General features: G+C 41.5%; 16 protein-coding genes and 1 pseudogene. 8 read left to right on the forward strand and 9 right to left on the reverse strand.

The window, feature by feature from the left end; all coding sequences use genetic code 11:
* The first annotated feature begins 2 nt into the window (after positions 1-2).
* The 6 genes from P162_RS09330 (at position 3) to P162_RS09355 (ending at position 5,315) form a co-directional block, all read left to right on the forward strand.
* Positions 3-1,415, forward strand: a complete 1,413-nt coding sequence (locus tag P162_RS09330) for a M56 family metallopeptidase (RefSeq protein ID WP_031427076.1) — start codon at positions 3-5, stop codon at positions 1,413-1,415.
* A 44-nt stretch (positions 1,416-1,459) separates the two neighbouring features.
* Complete coding sequence (locus P162_RS09335; protein ID WP_031427077.1) at positions 1,460-2,662, forward strand: tetratricopeptide repeat protein; 1,203 nt, start codon at positions 1,460-1,462, stop codon at positions 2,660-2,662.
* 80 nt (positions 2,663-2,742) lie between these two features.
* Positions 2,743-3,492, forward strand: a complete 750-nt coding sequence (locus P162_RS09340) for a head GIN domain-containing protein (protein WP_031427078.1) — start codon at positions 2,743-2,745, stop codon at positions 3,490-3,492.
* Between the two features lie 83 nt (positions 3,493-3,575).
* Positions 3,576-4,505, forward strand: coding sequence for a GTPase Era (gene era, locus P162_RS09345; RefSeq protein ID WP_051907841.1), 930 nt, complete (start codon positions 3,576-3,578; stop codon positions 4,503-4,505).
* A 158-nt stretch (positions 4,506-4,663) separates the two neighbouring features.
* Positions 4,664-4,957, forward strand: a complete 294-nt coding sequence (locus tag P162_RS09350; RefSeq protein ID WP_031427081.1) for a type II toxin-antitoxin system HigB family toxin — start codon at positions 4,664-4,666, stop codon at positions 4,955-4,957.
* A 1-nt stretch (position 4,958) separates the two neighbouring features.
* Positions 4,959-5,315 carry a type II toxin-antitoxin system HigA family antitoxin gene (locus tag P162_RS09355; RefSeq protein WP_031427082.1) on the forward strand — a complete coding sequence of 119 codons (357 nt, stop codon included), beginning with the start codon at positions 4,959-4,961 and terminating at the stop codon, positions 5,313-5,315.
* Between the two features lie 46 nt (positions 5,316-5,361).
* Here P162_RS09355 and P162_RS09360 read toward each other — a convergent pair whose 3' ends face one another.
* From P162_RS09360 to P162_RS09400, 8 genes are all read right to left on the reverse strand, one after another.
* Complete coding sequence (locus tag P162_RS09360; RefSeq protein ID WP_031427083.1) at positions 5,362-6,174, reverse strand: purine-nucleoside phosphorylase; 813 nt, start codon at positions 6,172-6,174, stop codon at positions 5,362-5,364.
* 243 nt (positions 6,175-6,417) lie between these two features.
* The gene (locus P162_RS09370) at positions 6,418-7,113 is read right to left on the reverse strand and encodes a TIGR04282 family arsenosugar biosynthesis glycosyltransferase (RefSeq protein ID WP_031427085.1); all 696 of its coding nucleotides are present in this window, start codon (positions 7,111-7,113) and stop codon (positions 6,418-6,420) included.
* A 113-nt stretch (positions 7,114-7,226) separates the two neighbouring features.
* Entirely contained in the window at positions 7,227-7,742 is a 516-nt protein-coding gene (locus P162_RS09375; RefSeq protein ID WP_035916990.1) for a rhodanese-like domain-containing protein, read from the reverse strand.
* A 61-nt stretch (positions 7,743-7,803) separates the two neighbouring features.
* The gene (locus P162_RS09380) at positions 7,804-8,529 is read right to left on the reverse strand and encodes a hypothetical protein (RefSeq protein ID WP_031427088.1); all 726 of its coding nucleotides are present in this window, start codon (positions 8,527-8,529) and stop codon (positions 7,804-7,806) included.
* Positions 8,530-8,656: 127 nt separating this feature from the next.
* Positions 8,657-9,358: a tRNA pseudouridine(55) synthase TruB gene (truB, locus tag P162_RS09385; RefSeq protein WP_031427089.1), complete on the reverse strand. Its 702-nt coding sequence runs from the start codon at positions 9,356-9,358 to the stop codon at positions 8,657-8,659.
* Between the two features lie 90 nt (positions 9,359-9,448).
* On the reverse strand, positions 9,449-10,246 hold the full coding sequence (locus P162_RS09390; RefSeq protein WP_031427090.1) for an undecaprenyl-diphosphate phosphatase: 798 nt from the start codon (positions 10,244-10,246) through the stop codon (positions 9,449-9,451).
* A complete protein-coding gene (locus P162_RS09395) occupies positions 10,247-10,561 on the reverse strand; it encodes a DUF3098 domain-containing protein (RefSeq protein WP_051907842.1) in 315 nt (104 codons plus the stop codon). It lies immediately after the preceding gene.
* 203 nt (positions 10,562-10,764) lie between these two features.
* On the reverse strand, positions 10,765-11,640 hold the full coding sequence (locus P162_RS09400; RefSeq protein ID WP_031427092.1) for a cell division protein FtsX: 876 nt from the start codon (positions 11,638-11,640) through the stop codon (positions 10,765-10,767).
* 232 nt (positions 11,641-11,872) lie between these two features.
* Here P162_RS09400 and P162_RS09405 point away from each other — a divergent pair, with 232 nt between their 5' ends.
* Complete coding sequence (locus P162_RS09405; RefSeq protein ID WP_031427093.1) at positions 11,873-14,932, forward strand: leucine--tRNA ligase; 3,060 nt, start codon at positions 11,873-11,875, stop codon at positions 14,930-14,932.
* Positions 14,933-15,021: 89 nt separating this feature from the next.
* Here the strand turns inward: P162_RS09405 and P162_RS09410 are convergent, their stop codons facing one another.
* Positions 15,022-15,585 (reverse strand): DUF7010 family protein, encoded by a 564-nt coding sequence (locus tag P162_RS09410; RefSeq protein ID WP_031427094.1) that lies wholly within the window; start codon positions 15,583-15,585, stop codon positions 15,022-15,024.
* A gap of 183 nt (positions 15,586-15,768) precedes the next feature.
* Between P162_RS09410 and P162_RS09415 the strand changes: the two are divergent.
* A pseudogene (locus tag P162_RS09415) lies at positions 15,769-16,832 on the forward strand (alanine dehydrogenase).
* The last annotated feature ends 109 nt before the right edge of the window (positions 16,833-16,941 follow it).

Below are 16,941 nucleotides of genomic sequence, written 5' to 3' on the forward strand. Positions count from 1 at the left end.
TCATGGTCAATTATATAATAGAAATAGTAGTTTTTCAAGCCATTTTTCTAGGTTTTTACCTCGTTTTTCTTCGCAAAGAGACCTTTTTTCAATGGAACCGGGCATATTTGCTTCTCACCGCGGCACTCGCATTTGTACTTCCATTTATGGAACTTCAAATTTTTAGTAACCCGGTAAATATTCCGCTGCAAATTCAGGAATTTGCCCCCGTTTTTATTGGTGAATCTTCTGCCCCAACTGACCAAGAAACAACGCAAACAGCCGAATTTTCTGCCGATGTATGGTGGATTCTTGTTTACGCAGCGGGCTTACTTATTAGCCTGGGAATACTTTTCAAAAAGTATGTAGTGGTGCGCCGGTATTTTCGGTTTCAGCAGAAGGAAAACAAGACTTTAATTAGTGTTCCCAACAGTGATGCCGCTTTTACTTTTTTGAACACCATATTCATAGGCAACAAACTGGATGACAGTACTCGCAATCATATCCTTGCACATGAGCGTGTGCACGTAGCTCAAAAACATGGCCTGGATCTGTTGTTTTTTGAACTGCTGAAGGTGTTGCTCTGGTTTAATCCCCTTATTTACGCCTACCAGAAAAGCATTAGCGAAGTACACGAATACCTCGCTGATCAACAAGCTGCCAAAATCATAGAACCCAAAAGTTATTATAACCAGTTACTGAATACCGCTTTTGGCACCCACGAAATTTCATTCATCAATACATTTTTCAATCAATCATTAATCAAAAAACGAATCGTTATGTTACACAAAAATTCAAAAACCACTGCAAAATGGAAGTATGTTCTCCTTGTTCCCGTACTTGCCGGAATGCTTACCTATGTGGGCTGCTCAAGTGATGAAAGCTCAGGAAAACTACAATCGACGTCCTTAGATCAGCAGATTTCAAACTTACAGGCAACCATTGATGCAAAAGGCGAATTGAGCGAACAGGAGAAAAAAAGAATTATAAAATTGGCCACAAGTACAATTTCCAAAGAAAAAGGTTCAAAGGCGGTTGTCTCGGTAAATCCAGGTAATTCTTCCCAGGAAGAAGATAATGTGCCTTTTGCTGTAATCGAAGAAGTTCCTATCTATCCAGGTTGTGAAGATCTAGAGACCAATGATGCTAAAAAAGCTTGCATGTCTGAGCGTCTCACTGAGTTTGTAACTAAAAACTTTGACACTAGCCTGGGTAAAAAATTGGGTATGACGGGAATTAATAAGATTTATGTACAGTTTAAGATCAATGAAGAAGGTATTATTGAATTCATGGGTTCTAGGGGGCCACATCCTGATTTGGAAAAAGAAGCTGAGCGTATTGTAAACCTGATGCCCATTATTAAACCTGGTAAACAAGGTGGTCAGAAGGTGAATGTTCTCTACGCAATGCCTATTGTTTTTAAGGTTGCTGAATAGTCTGGCAGCAAATTAATCCATAAGATTTAGGTTAAATTTAAATCATGCATAAACTACTATTTTTAATTTGGATAGCCTTTTTTCTCAAAGCCGAAGCTCAAAAAACTTCGGCTTTGACCATTGCAGATAGTCTGCATGCCGTAGGAAATTATTCTCAAGCTATTGCGGGTTATTCACTTATTCTGCCCAAAAACGAATCGATTTACTTAAAACTGGCCCGTGCGCAACGGGCAAGAGGTACTTTTGGTGATGCTTTGCAAAATTATGAACAAGCTTCAAAAAGCGGAAAAAATACCATTGCTTCAGCCGAATATGGAAAACTCCTTATTACGACTGCACAGTATCAGAAGGCCGATAGCATTTTTACCGAATTGATAGATCGCTATAACAACAACCCTGATTTTTATTATCAACGGGGCCGTGCAAGAATAAAAATTGCAGATGATCCACAAGCTGTTGATATAGACACAATCGCTGATGAAAGTTTTGAAATTGAAGCTTATATTGAAGATTTTGAGAAGGCTGTAGCGCTTGATAGTACGCATCAAAAAGCTCTTTATGAAACGGCCAAGTTTCATTTGCGGCACAAAAACTATCTTTTAGTGGAGCGTTTATGCAAAAAGGCGCTGGTAACCTATCCTGACAATGTAGAAGTCATCTCGTTGCTGGCTCAGGAAAATTTTATACGTGGTTTTGTAAGTGACGCCATTCCGCTGTTCGTGAAATTGCTTCAGTTAGGACAAGATTCGCAGTTCATTTATGAGAAACTGGGTGCGTGTTATTATAAAAAAAGGCAGTATCAAAATGCCATTTCGGCTTATCTCAAGGCCTTGAACTTTTCACAGGAAGATCACAGCATACATGCAAACCTGGCCCAACTCTATAATTTTACCGAAGATTTTGAAAATGCCGAAATGCATGGAAAACTGGCTATTTTATACAAAAAACTGCCATTGGATACCAATTATTATACACTGGGGAACACCTATAGAATCCACCAAAAGTGGAAAAAAGCATTGGAAAATTATAATAAGGTCCTGACCGAAAATCAAGAGTATAAGCAAGCCCGTTATTACAGGGCGGTAGTGGCAGATAATTATTATGAGGATAAAAAGGAAGTGCTTCAGTTATATGAACAATTCATTGAAAAATACGACGGCACCGCAGCATATGATCCTACGCTAGACCTTGCCCGTGAACGGTATAAATTACTGAAGAGGGAAATTTTTATGGATGAAAATAATTAGTTTTTTGCAATAAAATAAAAAATATGGAGCAGTTAATACTACTTACAGTTCGTACATTTGATCTTTAAAGCACCACTTTTTTGAGATCTATCCTAAGCATTATTATAATTCTTGTTTTAAGTTCCTGCGATAGCGAGAACAGTTTTGATTGTGTTCAGGAAGCCGGGGAACGGGTAAGTCAGGAATTTGAGGTTGCCCCATTTAAGTCCATAATCGTTGAGGAGCGTTTACAGCTCATCCTTAAACAGGGTTTGCAGCAAAACGTGGTTGTACAAACCGGTAAAAACCTTTTACCGGATATTGAAGTCAGCGTTGTGGATGGCGTGCTCCAACTCAACAATAGGAACGGTTGCAATCTCATTCGAGACTATAATATCACCCAGGTGGTGGTGACTTCGCCAGATCTTGACACCATTCGCAATGCTTCCGGCTATGAAGTGCAAAGTGATGGTGTGCTTACGTATTCATCGCTAACCTTGCTCAGCGAGGATCTGGAAGAGGAAGATGCATATCATAAAGACGGTGATTTTAGGTTACGTCTGGCGGTAGATACGCTCAAAATTACTGCAAACGGACTCAGTAACTTTTTTTTATCTGGAACCGCAAATGTGGCCAATATCCAACTTCTGGAAGGCGATATGCGGGTAGAGGCGCAAAATCTTGCCGTGCAGGATTTGAATATTTTTCATCGCGGAACGCAGAAAGTTATCGTAAATCCCATCCAGAGCATGCATGGTAAAGTGTTGAGCACCGGCGACCTTATTTCGGTGAACCGGCCGCCCGTGGTTGATGTAGAAGAAACCTATACGGGAAGGCTTCTTTTTGAATAGTTTTTATTTCCGCCACGGCGGAAATATGCTGAGCTCAACTTTAACCGTATCTTTGCAGTTGGAAATCTTAAAATACAACACGCTTGGACTCTGAAAATAAAAATCCGTTAACGGCTCAACCACAAGAAAATAAACCACATAAAGCTGGTTTTGTAAACATTATAGGGAATCCCAATGTGGGGAAATCCACCTTGATGAACGCGCTGGTGGGCGAGCGCCTTTCCATTATTACCTCAAAGGCACAGACTACGCGTCACCGCATTCTGGGGATTGTTAACGGCGATGATTTTCAAATGATCTTTAGCGATACGCCGGGAATCATAAAACCCGCGTACCAGCTGCAGGCCTCGATGATGGACTTTGTAAAGTCGGCTTTTGAAGATGCTGATGTGCTTTTGTACATGGTTGAACTGGGCGAAAAAGAGCTGAAAGATGAGGAGTTTTTCAAAAAAATAACCAATACGAATATCCCCGTTTTACTGCTTATCAATAAAATAGATAAAGGCAACGAAGAACTACTGGAAGAAAGCCGCGCGCACTGGCAAAAAATGGTTCCCAATGCCGAAATATTCGCGCTTTCCGCGCTTGAAAATTTTGGTGTACGGGAGGTTTTTGACCGTATTTTGACCAATTTACCAGATTCTCCACCCTTTTATCCCAAAGATGCGCTTACAGACAAGCCCGAACGTTTTTTTGTAAACGAGATCATTCGCGAGAAGATCCTGATGCATTACAAAAAAGAGATCCCTTACTCTGTAGAAATAGACACTGAAGAATTTTTTGAGGAAGAAAAGATCATACGTATGCGCAGTATCGTCATGGTGGAGCGCGAGAGCCAAAAAGGAATCATTATAGGTCACAAAGGGAACGCTTTAAAACGCGTGGGAGTTGAAGCGCGCAAAGATCTGGAGACCTTTTTTGGTAAACAAGTGCATATAGAACTCTACGTAAAAGTCAATAAAGACTGGCGCAGCAGCGACCGGGAACTCAAGAGATTCGGTTACAATAAGTAATGAGTTGATAGCATAAAAGAGGGTATGGGATAGGTTTTTTCAATATCTATAGCTCAGAATTAGAATGTTCTCTAAGTTTAATTTTAACGAGATCTTTGGATTAAAGAAAAGTTACCAGATAGGTAACTTTTTTTGTATTTTAGCATTAAATTATTTATGTGAAAATTTTTTCAAGAGGAACGTTACGTGATTTTTGGTCAGAGCATGGGGATTGCGAACTTCAGCTAAAAACGTGGTATCGTGAAATCGAGAAATCTACTTGGACATCGATTAACGACCTCAAAATGGATTATCCCAGTGCAAGTATTTTAAAAGATAACCGGATTGTTTTCAACATTAAAGGAAATAATTATCGGCTGATTGTCAAATTCAATTTTGAATATCAGCTTGCGTGGATTCGATTTATTGGAACGCACGCGGAATACGATAAAATTAACGCAAACGAGATTTAAGATGAATATAAAACCAATTAGAAGCGAAACAGATTATCAAAAATCAATGGAGCGTCTGGAAGTTATATTTGACGCAAAAAGAGGGACTGATGAAGGCGACGAATTGGAAATTTTAGCAATTGTCATTGACAAATATGAAAACGAAAGTTTTCCCATCGGTATGCCAGACCCTATTGCTGCAATCCATTTCAGGATGGAGCAAATGGGACTGAAGCAAAAGGATTTGGTCAATATTATTGGTTTCAAAAGTCGTGTCAGCGAAATAATGAATAAAAAGCGCAAACTGACTTTAGAAATGATTAGAAAACTTAATACTGAATTGAATATCCCAACCGAGGTACTAATCCAAAATTATTAAACATTTCGGTAAAGATTAAGCATGACAGCGAGCAAAAAATAATCAATTACAGTTCTTCAATCAATCCCATAAAAAGCTGGATCATATCAGGCTCCGCTTTTGCCGCAGCGGCCATAATATCATCAATGTCAACCGGTTTTAGGTTGTCAGGATCACATTCATCAGTAAGCACCGAAACCGCTGCCACGGGAAGGTCCAGGTGATTGGCCACAATTACTTCGGGAACCGTGCTCATTCCCACGGCATCTGCGCCTATAATTTTGAGATAGCGGTATTCTGCCCGGGTTTCCAGCTGTGGACCCACAACGGAAGCATAAACACCTTTGTGGAGGGTGATTCCCTTAGCTTTTGCGATCGCCTCTATTTTATCTGACATATCCCTGTCATAAGGCGTGCTCATATCCGTAAAGCGGGTGCCCAGTTTACTTACACCTTTAAATGCAAGCGGTGAACCGCCCTGTAGGTTGATGTGATCTTCAATTAGCATGATCTGGCCTTTGTCAAAGTCAAGGTTGATCGCCCCGGCGGCATTTGAAACCAGTAATTTTTTGATACCCAGCGCGTGCATAACACGAACGGGATAGCTTACATCGCGCAAGGTATAGCCTTCATATACGTGAAAACGCCCTTGCATAACGATTACTTTTTTGCCGGCCAGATCGCCATAGATCATTTTTCCCATATGAAATTCTACCGTAGCTGTTGGGAAGTTGGGAATATGATTGTAGCTCACATCTATGGCATTTTCGATCTTATCTACGATCTGTCCCAGGCCTGTACCTAAAATGATACCTATTTCCGGGACATCAAAGCCGCGCTGTTTTAAAAATTGGGCAGACTGGTCTATGTATGTTTTCATTGCTTTATTTTTTATCCTTTTAGGTTTTTTATCTTTTAAAATATCCGGAAAGAGTACAAATATAAAAGCAGATCATTTCAAGAATGGCTTAAATAATTGTTTCTTGGACCTCTTTTTGGTTATTTTATTGGTTTGGGCGTTTCCCTGCGGGTCGGGCTTTGCGTTGCAATCTTTTTGCCCGTGCCTCACAAAAAGGATTTCCGCTTCAATCCCTAACGCAAGATTCGTTTTTAGGGCACAAGATTATTTTTTTACCTCTTTCTTAAGGTTTTCTGGTAAAAACTGCTGAAAAATGGCAACATCTGCGATATCTTCGTAGTAATCCACGTCATTGCGTTCTTCAATAATCGCGACGCTTTCTTCTTTAAGATCCTTGAGTGTATCTTCAAAAACGCTAGGTGTGCTCCATTCTTTATTTTTAAAAACCTTATCGTTTAGTTTTTTCATCCCCAGTAGATAATAACCACCATCTTTTGCCGGGCCTATTACATAATTGTGATCGTTGAGTTCCCTAAAAGCAGCTTCTATATCTGGTGCGGTAAGCTCATAAAGGTCACTGCCCACGATCATTACTTTTGTGTATCCCGAGTCAAAAAGACTGCTAAAAGCGTTATGCATTTTATCGCCCAGGGTTTCCCCTTTCTGAATGCGCTTCGTGTAACTATTGTCATCCCAAAAATCATTTTCACGAATGGAATCTGTGTAATAAACAAATTTATCGGCTTTTACGCTTTTTGTGATTTTGGCGGTATGTTCTAGTAAAAATTTATAAATGCGCAACGCGCGCGCATCGCCCACGGTTTTTGCAAGCCGTGTTTTGCACTTGCCCAGTTCTGGGTTGCGGGTAAAGATCACAAGTGCCTGGGTTGATGTGGGGTAATGAAAATCTGTAGCAAAATCTACATCTTCATTGGTTTGCTTATTAAGTAATATGCCCATAAATAACTTTAGAATAATTTTTTATTGAAAAGAATTAGGCTGAAAAAAAGCAAATCATCGCTTTGATTCCCAGCACTGGGAAACCCTTTATTTACTTGTAAAATTCGGGAATTTCAATAGATTTTCTCACCATTTTTAAGATACTTTCCCCAGATCTTAGAATATACATGCACTTTTTCTGTTTCTCTTCCCGTCAGGTCAACAATGGGGAAACCTGCGTTTTTCCAGGCAAAAATGCTTCCGTAGAGGTTGTTAATATCGGTAAAACCGGAGTTTTTTAGCCGTTCGCCATAGCTTTCGCTGCGTACGCCCACCGTACAATATACCACGATAGGTTGTTCTTTTTTTAGTTGTAGGGACTCAATACGGGCAGCATCAAAATGCTCGCCCACCCAGATCGCTTCGGCAAGGTGACTTACATCGTACTCCTCTTTTTTTCGGGTATCCAGAAGTACATAGTTATCCTTTTCCATTTTTAAGGTTTCCACCGAAATATAGGGCACGCTCTGCGTATTGTATTTTTTAAGGATATCGTCTATACTTTGCTGGGCGTGCAGTGATTTTATAAAACCAAATAGAAAAGGAATTGTAAAAAGGAGGGAACTGAACTTTTGGGGCGATACGATCATTATTTTTGAATGGGGTTGAGACTATATACCGTAAAATGGGACGAGGTGGATGTGAAAATAATTACCCTTGAAATTCAAAAGTGATGCTTCCCAGCTGGTCACTTCGGGAGGCATCATTAAACATCGCCCTTTTCGCATAACTGAGCGCCTGTTCTACCAGGCAACCATTTGAAGTGGTAGAAGCGGCACCGTTAAAGGATGTTTTGGTCACATTCCCATTACCGCTCACCTGGACGTTGATCACTACTTTACCCACCGCATCGCAGGTGTACACAGGATTGGGAATGGCTAGCGCATTACGCTCTTTTAAAATGTAGCTTATGGTCGTTCTCCTGGCAGTTGATGAGGATCTGGTTTCTTTTTTCTCCGGTTTTTCTATTGGGGCGCTTTCTTCTGCTGCTTTGATCTTAGCGCGTAATTCAGCTATTTTATCCTGATAATCTGTACGTTCATTTTCCTCATTATTTTCATCACTCTCTGCCGCATTTTCCTCCTGCGCCAGTGCTTCACGTACTGCATCTAATTCTGAAAAAAACTTTTCGGCCTCGGTCTGTAAGCGTGATTCGTTTTTGAGTTGGTGGGAAATGGGTTCATTCTGAGCAATTGCTTCCTTTTCTTCCATTTTTTCCTCCAACTCTGGTTCTTCAATAATGGGAATATCCATAAATTCCTCTGCCGCCACCTGCTCCTGATAAGGATGCAGCTTACTGAAAAAGAACACCAGCACCAGTACGCATGCACTGCTAAAGGTGATCAAGAAGGCTTTATCTTGTGGACTGATATTCATAGTATAAACCGAAGTTTTATAGGGCTTTTAAATACGTAAAGTCGTCTATAATGTGTGGTAAAATAACGTTGAAAAGTCTGGTTTCCAAACGATTTATGAAACTTTTAGAGAAAGGGCATTCTTAAATTTAATCCTTTTTAGTCAAATAGTGCTCAAAATCTTCCAGATTGAGCCCGTTTTTGACCTCAAAATCCCCAATTTTAGTCCGTCGCAAAGCAGAAAGATGACCGCCATTGTTCAATGCTTTTCCAAAATCATGTGCCAGTGAGCGGATGTAGGTCCCCTTGCTACAAACCACCCTAAAATCAACATTGGGTAGGGCGATCTGTGTGATTTCAAACGCGCCAATATGTACTTCCCGCTCCGGGATTTCAACCTCTTCCCCGGCACGGGCAAACTCGTACAGCCGTTTTCCTTCTTTTTTCAGGGCCGAAAAAATAGGTGGCCGCTGTTTGATCGTTCCTGTAAATTGCGCGGTGGCGGCTTTTATTTGATCTTCTTTAAGTTCATCAAGGGGAAACGTGGCGTCAATTTCGGTTTCCAGATCGTAGGATGGCGTTGTTGCGCCCAGGGTAATGGTGCCGGTATATTCTTTTTCCTGGCCCATAAATTCCTCAATACGTTTGGTGAATTTCCCGGTACAGATGATAAGGAGTCCGGTTGCAAGCGGGTCTAAAGTTCCCGCATGTCCCACTTTTATTTTTTTGATCCCGTAGGTTTTTCTAATTAGCCAGCGCACTTTGTTCACCACCTGAAAAGAAGTCCATTCCAGTGGTTTGTCAAAAAGCAGCACCTGGCCTTCTTTAAACTGTTCTTCGGTAAACTTCATAAAACGGTATTGAAGATTCTTTTTCGGCCCTGAGCCAAAAGATCGTGTAATTAGGTAAAATAGGCGAAAAATGGGCTAAATAATCGTTTTTTAAGCAGAATAATAGCCAAAACCAACCGCAATGATACCCACAATAAGGCAGTAGATAGCAAACCAGGAAAGTTTGCTTTTCTTGACCAGTTTGATCATCCAGGTACAGGCAACCAGGCCGCTTACAAATGCGGCGACAAAACCTATGAAAAGTGTGGTAAAATTTCCTGATTCCACAGTAAGATCCCCGCCCAGAATGTCTTTGGCGATTTTGCCAAAAATCAAGGGAACCACCATCAAGAATGAAAAACGCGCCGCTTTGCTCTTATCGTTCCCCAGCAACACGGAGGTTGAAATCGTCGCGCCACTACGTGAAATACCAGGGAGCATGGCAATTGCCTGCGCAATCCCTATCGTAAATGCATTGCTGAAACTTACTGGTTTCTGGGTATCTTTAGCCCGGTCTGCCAACCAAAGCAACAAGGCGGTAATGATAAGCATCATGCCTACAAGAAGAATATTTCCGCCAAAAAGCGATTCTAACTGTTCTTCAAAAAACAGCCCTATAATTACTGCCGGGATCATAGATAAAACGATCTTGGTGCAAAACTGCGTTTCCTCATTCCACTGAAACTGGAACAAACCTTTAAAGAGATCAATAATGTCTTTTCTAAAAACCACAACGGTACTCAGTGCGGTTGCAAAATGAAGCACCACGGTAAAAAGCAAACTCTCTTCTGGTACGGTACTATCGCCTAAAATGGCTTTGCCCAGTTCCAGGTGACCGCTTGAGGAAACAGGTAAAAATTCGGTAAGGCCTTGAATAACACCAAGGATTATAGCATCTAGAACGTCCATTTACTTGTCGTGTTTTTCAGAATCAGAAAGCGTATCGTTTAAGTTTTCGCCCGCTTTAGGAGTGGGATTGAGCAAAATGGCATAAACTTCTATACCAAAACCTATCAAAACGAGGGCAGGGGCAAGGCGTATGCGTCTCCAGCTATAAATTTCGGGATTAAAAACAGTGGGGTCATCGCTGCCACCACCGGCCATGAGCAAAAATCCAAGGGTGATCACCCCAAGCCCAATGAGCATGAATTTATAGTTCTTTCTGCCAAAAACAAACGTACTGCGGTGCAGTTCGCGGTTTTTCTTTCTTTTCTGTTCTCCCATTTTTTTTGAAATTAACCTGCAAAGTGTTGCCGACGTTAGAAGGTCTCCTTGTAGGTTTTGTTTATTCTTTTATCTTTTATCGCTTCTCGATACATCCCGATGAAAAATCGGGACACTCGAAGTGACAGGCCATTTTCATCATTGTCGTCTTTATTCTATTTTCTCTATTCTTTTTTCCATTCCCCACTTTTAGGGACAGGGGATCAATAATACAATTCGTCTGTCCTTAAATTTAAAAAGCGCTGTGTGGCGAAAAAAGTTGATAACCAACTTATAACAATCCCGGCCAGAAAAACACCTCCAAAGATGATCGCCAAGATTTTCTTATCACCCAGTAAATCCAACTGTGGAAAGGTCTTGTTGAGGTAATATAGTACTCCCGCCATACCGGCCAGGGCGATAATGGCTCCTATAAGCCCCAGTTTTACATTCTGCAAAATGAAAGGACGGCGAATAAAACCTTTGGTAGCGCCCACCATTTGCATGGTTTTTATGGTAAATCGCTTTGAATATACCGAAAGCCGAATGGAACTATTGATCAGTAAAATGGCAATAAACATGAATAAACCGCTTACAATTACAATCCACAGGCTTATTTTTTTGACATTTTCGTTCAGTAAAGAGATTAAGGGTTGGTCATAATTCACCTCATCCACAAATTCCTTGCTGGCAATAGTGTCTGCAATTTCCTTCACCTGTGCTTCTGAAACAAAATCAGCGTTCAGGAACACGTCAATGGAATTCTGAAGTGGATTGTACCCTAAAAAGTCCATAAAATCCTCCCCTATTTCCTCGCTTTGCTGTTTTGCCGCCTCATCTTTGGTAATATACTGGGTGGATTTTGTGTATTTGGCAGCAGCAAGAGTATCGTTGAGCGCTTTAATTTCATTCTCTTTAGCCGAATCTTTCAGGTAGATATTTAATGCGATCTGTTCCTTGAAATGATCGGCAACCTTTTTTGAATTCAGGACCAGAAGCCCTAAGAGACCCAGTAGGAAAAGCACGAGCGCAATGCTCAATACCACCGAAAAATAAGAAGACAGCAATCTGCGGCGTTGGTACTTTTCAAACGAAGCCATAAATAGGTTAAGAATTTGGGCAAAAATAAGAAACTTAAACCTTGATAAACGTCAGTTTCTGGCTATTTGTATGCAAAACGGTTTAAAATAATGCAAAAAGCGCTATTAATTGTAAATTTGCGCCTTCCCCCTAACCCCCGAAGGGGAAACATGACCTGCTGGATTTTCAGCGAGGCAAGAGCGGTTCCTTGTAGGTCTTTCATCACATTAATGACAGAACGAAGACAATAAAATGAAATACGATCACAGCGCAATAGAACAAAAGTGGCAGCAATACTGGAAGAATAATAATACTTTTCACGCTACTAACAATCCCCCTTCGGGGGAATACAGGGGGAAATATTATGTGCTTGATATGTTCCCTTATCCTTCTGGGGCGGGGCTGCACGTAGGGCACCCGCTGGGCTATATCGCCAGTGATATCTATGCGCGTTACAAACGCCATCAGGGTTTTAATGTATTGCACCCGCAGGGGTACGATTCCTTTGGTCTTCCGGCAGAGCAGTACGCGATCCAGACCGGGCAGCACCCGGCTATCACTACCGAAACGAATATTGCGCGCTACCGCGAACAGCTTGATAAAATAGGTTTTTCATTTGACTGGAGCCGGGAGGTGCGCACCTCAGAACCTGAATATTACAAATGGACGCAGTGGATTTTTATTCAGCTTTTTGAAAGTTGGTACAACAACGATACTAATAAAGCCGAGCATATAGACACGCTTATCGCGAAATTTGAAAAAAAAGGAAATGCTTCGGTTAATGCGGTTTGTGATGAAGATATTGAACCGTTTTCCGCAGAAGAATGGAATAATTTTTCGTCCAAAGAAAAACAACAAATCCTCCTAAAATACCGCCTCACCTACCTTGCAGAAACCGAAGTGAACTGGTGCCCAGAGCTGGGAACGGTACTGGCTAACGATGAGATCGTAAATGGCGTTTCAGAACGTGGCGGGCATCCTGTTATTCGTAAAAAAATGACGCAGTGGAGTATGCGCATTAGTGCCTATGCACAGCGCTTGCTAGATGGTTTGCAGGATATCGACTGGCCACAACCGCTTAAAGACAGTCAGACGAATTGGATCGGGAGAAGTAAAGGGGCTCAAGTAGAATTCAAAATTCAAAACTCAGAATTCAGAATAGGAGTTTTCACGACTCGTCCCGATACTATTTTTGGCGTTACGTTTATGACTTTGGCACCAGAGTTGGATTTAGTACAAGAGATCACCACTCCAGAGCAAAAAGCTGAGGTTGATGCTTATATCGAGGCGACTGCAAAGCGCAGTGAACGCGAGCGTATGGCTGATGTCAAAACCATTTCTGGGGCGTTTACCGGGGCGTATGCAGAGCATCCATTTACTAAGGAACCCATCCCGATCTGGATAGGGGATTATGTACTGGCCGGTTACGGTACAGGCGCGGTGATGGCCGTTCCCTGCGGAGATCAGCGGGATTGGGATTTTGCTAAACATTTTGATATTCCAATCAAGAATATTTTTGACGGCATTGATATTTCGGAACAGGCTTACGCCGAAAAAGACAATACGCCGTTGAAGGATTCTGATTTCTTAAACGGACTTTCCTATAAACAGGCGCTTCCCAAAGCGATAGAGGAATTAGAAAAATTAGATGCCGGAAAAGGTAAAGTAAACTACCGTTTGCGTGATGCTGTTTTTAGCAGACAGCGGTATTGGGGAGAGCCTTTCCCCGTGTATTATGTGGATGGAATGCCGCAGATGATCGATGCAAAACACTTGCCGCTCCGACTTCCCGAAGTTGAGAAATACCTTCCAACGGAAGAAGGTGAGCCGCCTCTAGGTCGCGCTACAAAATGGCATTGGGACACAAACACTAACGAAGTTGTTTCAGTCCCGGAAGGTGAAAAGCCCCCTTCGGGGGTTTGGGGGATAGAATTAAACACCATGCCGGGTTGGGCAGGGAGCAGCTGGTATTTCTTTAGATATATGGAGAAAGCGATGCGCGACGAGACTTTTGCCTCAAAAGAAGCGATGGACTACTGGCAGAATGTTGATTTGTACATAGGCGGTAGCGAACATGCAACGGGTCACTTGTTATACAGCCGTTTTTGGGTTAAATTTTTAAAAGACCGCGGGTTTGCTTCTGTAGAAGAACCCTTTAAAAAGCTGATCAACCAGGGGATGATTCTGGGAGAGAGTGCTTTTGTTTATAGACTTATTGGTAGTGAACCCCTAAGTGGCACTTCTAAAGCCAATAGAACGAATGAAGATGCAAAACAATCATATTACCATTCTGGCTATTTCATTTCAAAGACTGTTGCAGATAAAATAGAAGATAATTCACTTGATTTTGATTTGAAAATCAACCTTGTCAAAATTCTGAATTCAGAAGTAATTAAAAATGGAAACAAGGAACACTATCAAGAATTGAATGTTTCAAAAACTCATACAGATGTTTCTTTTGTAAATACTTCCAACAATCTCGACATCGAAGCTTTTAAAAACTGGCGCTCGGAGTTTAAAGACGCCATTTTTATAGGAGAAACTGGCGAAGAAATCAATGATAATACCAGTAAAAATAACAAATATATAGTAGGCCGAGAAGTCGAAAAAATGTCTAAATCCAAATACAACGTGGTTAATCCCGATGATATTTGCGACGAGTACGGCGCAGATACGTTGCGTATGTATGAGATGTTTTTAGGTCCGTTAGAGCAGGCTAAACCGTGGAATACCGCTGGGATTACCGGAGTGCACAACTTCCTTAAAAAATTCTGGAAACTGTATCACGAAGTAGATAAAGATGGAAATATTGGATCTTTTAAAGTTCCCCCTTCGGGGGCGGAGGGGGATTCGGATGCAATGAAAGTATTGCACAAAACCATTAAAAAGGTACAGGAAGATATTGAGAACTTCAGTTTCAATACTTCGGTTTCTACGTTTATGATCGCGGTTAATGAACTTTCGGCCTTGAAATGCAACAACCGTGAAGTGCTGGAACCTTTGGCCGTTTTGATCTCGCCTTACGCGCCACACATCGCAGAAGAATTATGGAGTTTGTTAGGCCATGAAGGTTCTATCGCTACAGCGCCGTTTCCGGAGTTTGACGCGAAGCATTTGGTAGAAAGCAGTAAAGAATATCCCATTTCGTTTAACGGTAAAATGCGTTTTACGATGGAGCTTTCCTTAGACCTTTCTAAAGAAGAAATTGAAAAGGCGGTGATGGCAAACGAAAAAACCCAGGAGTATCTGAATGGTCGCACACCTAAAAAGGTAATTGTTGTCCCCGGTAAAATTGTGAATTTAGTGGGATAGTGCATGATAAAATGCTAAATACACGTCAGGAATCAAAGTCCAACGTAGTTAGAAGTAACCTCTAGAACTAGCCTCCTACAAATCCTGAGTCACAAAATGATTTCAGGAGGCTGTTCTGTTTTTTTTCTTGTTCTCAGGATTACCAGTGTCGCACCATAAATTAGACAAATTGCGAAAGGGATGGCTATAAATCGGTGTTCGGGAAGCAGGTACCACAGTATAAGAATCAAAATTGTTCTTGTCAGGGCGTGAAAAATACCGACCCAGTGATTTACAATCCATGAGAATGGTAGCCACATGAGTCCGGTTAAAATCCCTACGGTAAGCGGTAAAGAGGAATAATCTATTTGAAAAAATGGAATTGCAATTGCATAAACCAATATAGCTTGTGCAACTGTAAAGAAGAAGAGTTTATCAAATTCATTCTTTGGTTTACTCTTATCCATAAAATTTTCACCGGTAAATTTGGAGAGGAATAGACTTAGGTACACGATACTTCCAGTTCCTATAAAAATGGACCACACCGAAACAAAATCAGAGAAAAAAATACCGATAAATCCAATGATGATCCAGATAATCAAGCCTGCCAAAGGGGTCGCCAGAAATCTTTGATTTGAAAATGCAACCCGCTGTTCTTCAAGTGTTCTCCTCATTTCTTTCGTTTGAATAAATGTACATCATTATTGATTAAAGAACCTGTAAAAATGGAGTCAAATATGTTTGCAGTGTGCTGTAATTATCACATTCTCAAAATATAACGTTCATTTTTGCTGATTAATTTCCGCGCAACTCCCAGCTAAATATTATTTTGCCTTTTTCATTTAAAGAAGCGACTTATGATCATTGGCGTTCCCAGCGAAATTAAAAATAACGAAAACCGCGTAGCGATTACCCCTGGCGGAGTTTTTGAACTTACTAAACAAGGTCATCACGTGTTTGTGCAACAGGACGCCGGCTTTCACAGCGGGTTTTTTAATGAGGATTATAGTGATGCGGGTGCAAAAATTCTCGAAACGATCAATGAGGTTTATGCCATTGCAGAAATGATCGTAAAGGTAAAGGAACCCATTGAAGAGGAATATAAACTGGTAAGGAAGGACCAACTGATTTTTACCTATTTTCATTTCGCTTCCAGCGAAAAACTGACCCGGGCCATGCTTGACAGTGGCAGTGTGTGTATCGCTTATGAAACCGTAGAAGAAGAAGACCGAAGCCTTCCCCTGCTCACGCCCATGAGCGAGGCTGCCGGGAGAATGGCCATACAACAGGGCGCGCGCTATCTGGAAAAACCGGTAAAGTGCTTGTTCTGGGTGCGGGAGTTGTTGGGATTCAGGCGGCAAAAATGGCCGCGGGACTGGGAGCACACGTCACCGTTATGGATATCAGCATGAAACGCTTGCGGTATGTAAATGACATCATGCCACCGCACGTGGTCACCGAATTTTCCAGCGAATATAACATCCGCCGTCTTATTAAAACGCATGATCTTATCATAGGTGGTGTGTTGATACCCGGTGCGCGGGCGCCAAAACTGATCACCCGCGATATGCTAAAAGAAATGCGGCCGGGTACCGTGATCGTAGATGTGGCCGTAGATCAAGGGGGATGTGTAGAAACTTCCCGACCCACAACCCATGAAAATCCCGTTTTTATCATAGATGATGTGGTGCATTACTGCGTGGCGAATATGCCTGGCGCCGTGCCCTATACCTCTACCGTAGCGCTTACAAACGTGACCCTGCCCTATGTGGTCATGCTGGCCAATCAGGGGTGGAAAGAGGCCTGTGCCACAAGTCCAGAACTACAAAAAGGACTGAACATTGTTAACGGTGAAATTGTTTATAAGCCTATATCAGATGCCTTTGGGATCAGGTATAAGGAGGTAGATCTTTGCCTTTAGTCCTTTTATTAGGTTTATTTTATATTTTTTGACGCTCATAGGTCAAAACGACAGGTTGTTATTTCGGCTTAACTTTTGATTCTTAATTGTAACTTTAAACATCTAAAAA

The organism is Flavimarina sp. Hel_I_48 (genome assembly GCF_000733945.1).
Classification (GTDB): Bacteria; Bacteroidota; Bacteroidia; order Flavobacteriales; family Flavobacteriaceae; genus Leeuwenhoekiella.

Bases quoted from the DNA above. Each gene is read 5' to 3' on its own strand.
- P162_RS09360 (WP_031427083.1), bottom strand. From the start codon at position 6,174: ATGAAAACATACATAGACCAGTCTGCCCAATTTTTAAAACAGCGCGGC.
- P162_RS09395 (WP_051907842.1), bottom strand. From the start codon at position 10,561: ATGGGAGAACAGAAAAGAAAGAAAAACCGCGAACTGCACCGCAGTACG.
- P162_RS09390 (WP_031427090.1), bottom strand. From the start codon at position 10,246: ATGGACGTTCTAGATGCTATAATCCTTGGTGTTATTCAAGGCCTTACC.
- P162_RS09330 (WP_031427076.1), top strand. From the start codon at position 3: ATGGTCAATTATATAATAGAAATAGTAGTTTTTCAAGCCATTTTTCTA.
- truB (WP_031427089.1), bottom strand. From the start codon at position 9,358: ATGAAGTTTACCGAAGAACAGTTTAAAGAAGGCCAGGTGCTGCTTTTT.
- P162_RS09380 (WP_031427088.1), bottom strand. From the start codon at position 8,529: ATGAATATCAGTCCACAAGATAAAGCCTTCTTGATCACCTTTAGCAGT.
- P162_RS09370 (WP_031427085.1), bottom strand. From the start codon at position 7,113: ATGGGCATATTACTTAATAAGCAAACCAATGAAGATGTAGATTTTGCT.
- P162_RS09410 (WP_031427094.1), bottom strand. From the start codon at position 15,585: ATGAGGAGAACACTTGAAGAACAGCGGGTTGCATTTTCAAATCAAAGA.
- P162_RS09335 (WP_031427077.1), top strand. From the start codon at position 1,460: ATGCATAAACTACTATTTTTAATTTGGATAGCCTTTTTTCTCAAAGCC.
- P162_RS09375 (WP_035916990.1), bottom strand. From the start codon at position 7,742: ATGATCGTATCGCCCCAAAAGTTCAGTTCCCTCCTTTTTACAATTCCT.
- P162_RS09400 (WP_031427092.1), bottom strand. From the start codon at position 11,640: ATGGCTTCGTTTGAAAAGTACCAACGCCGCAGATTGCTGTCTTCTTAT.
- P162_RS09405 (WP_031427093.1), top strand. From the start codon at position 11,873: ATGAAATACGATCACAGCGCAATAGAACAAAAGTGGCAGCAATACTGG.
- P162_RS09355 (WP_031427082.1), top strand. From the start codon at position 4,959: ATGAATATAAAACCAATTAGAAGCGAAACAGATTATCAAAAATCAATG.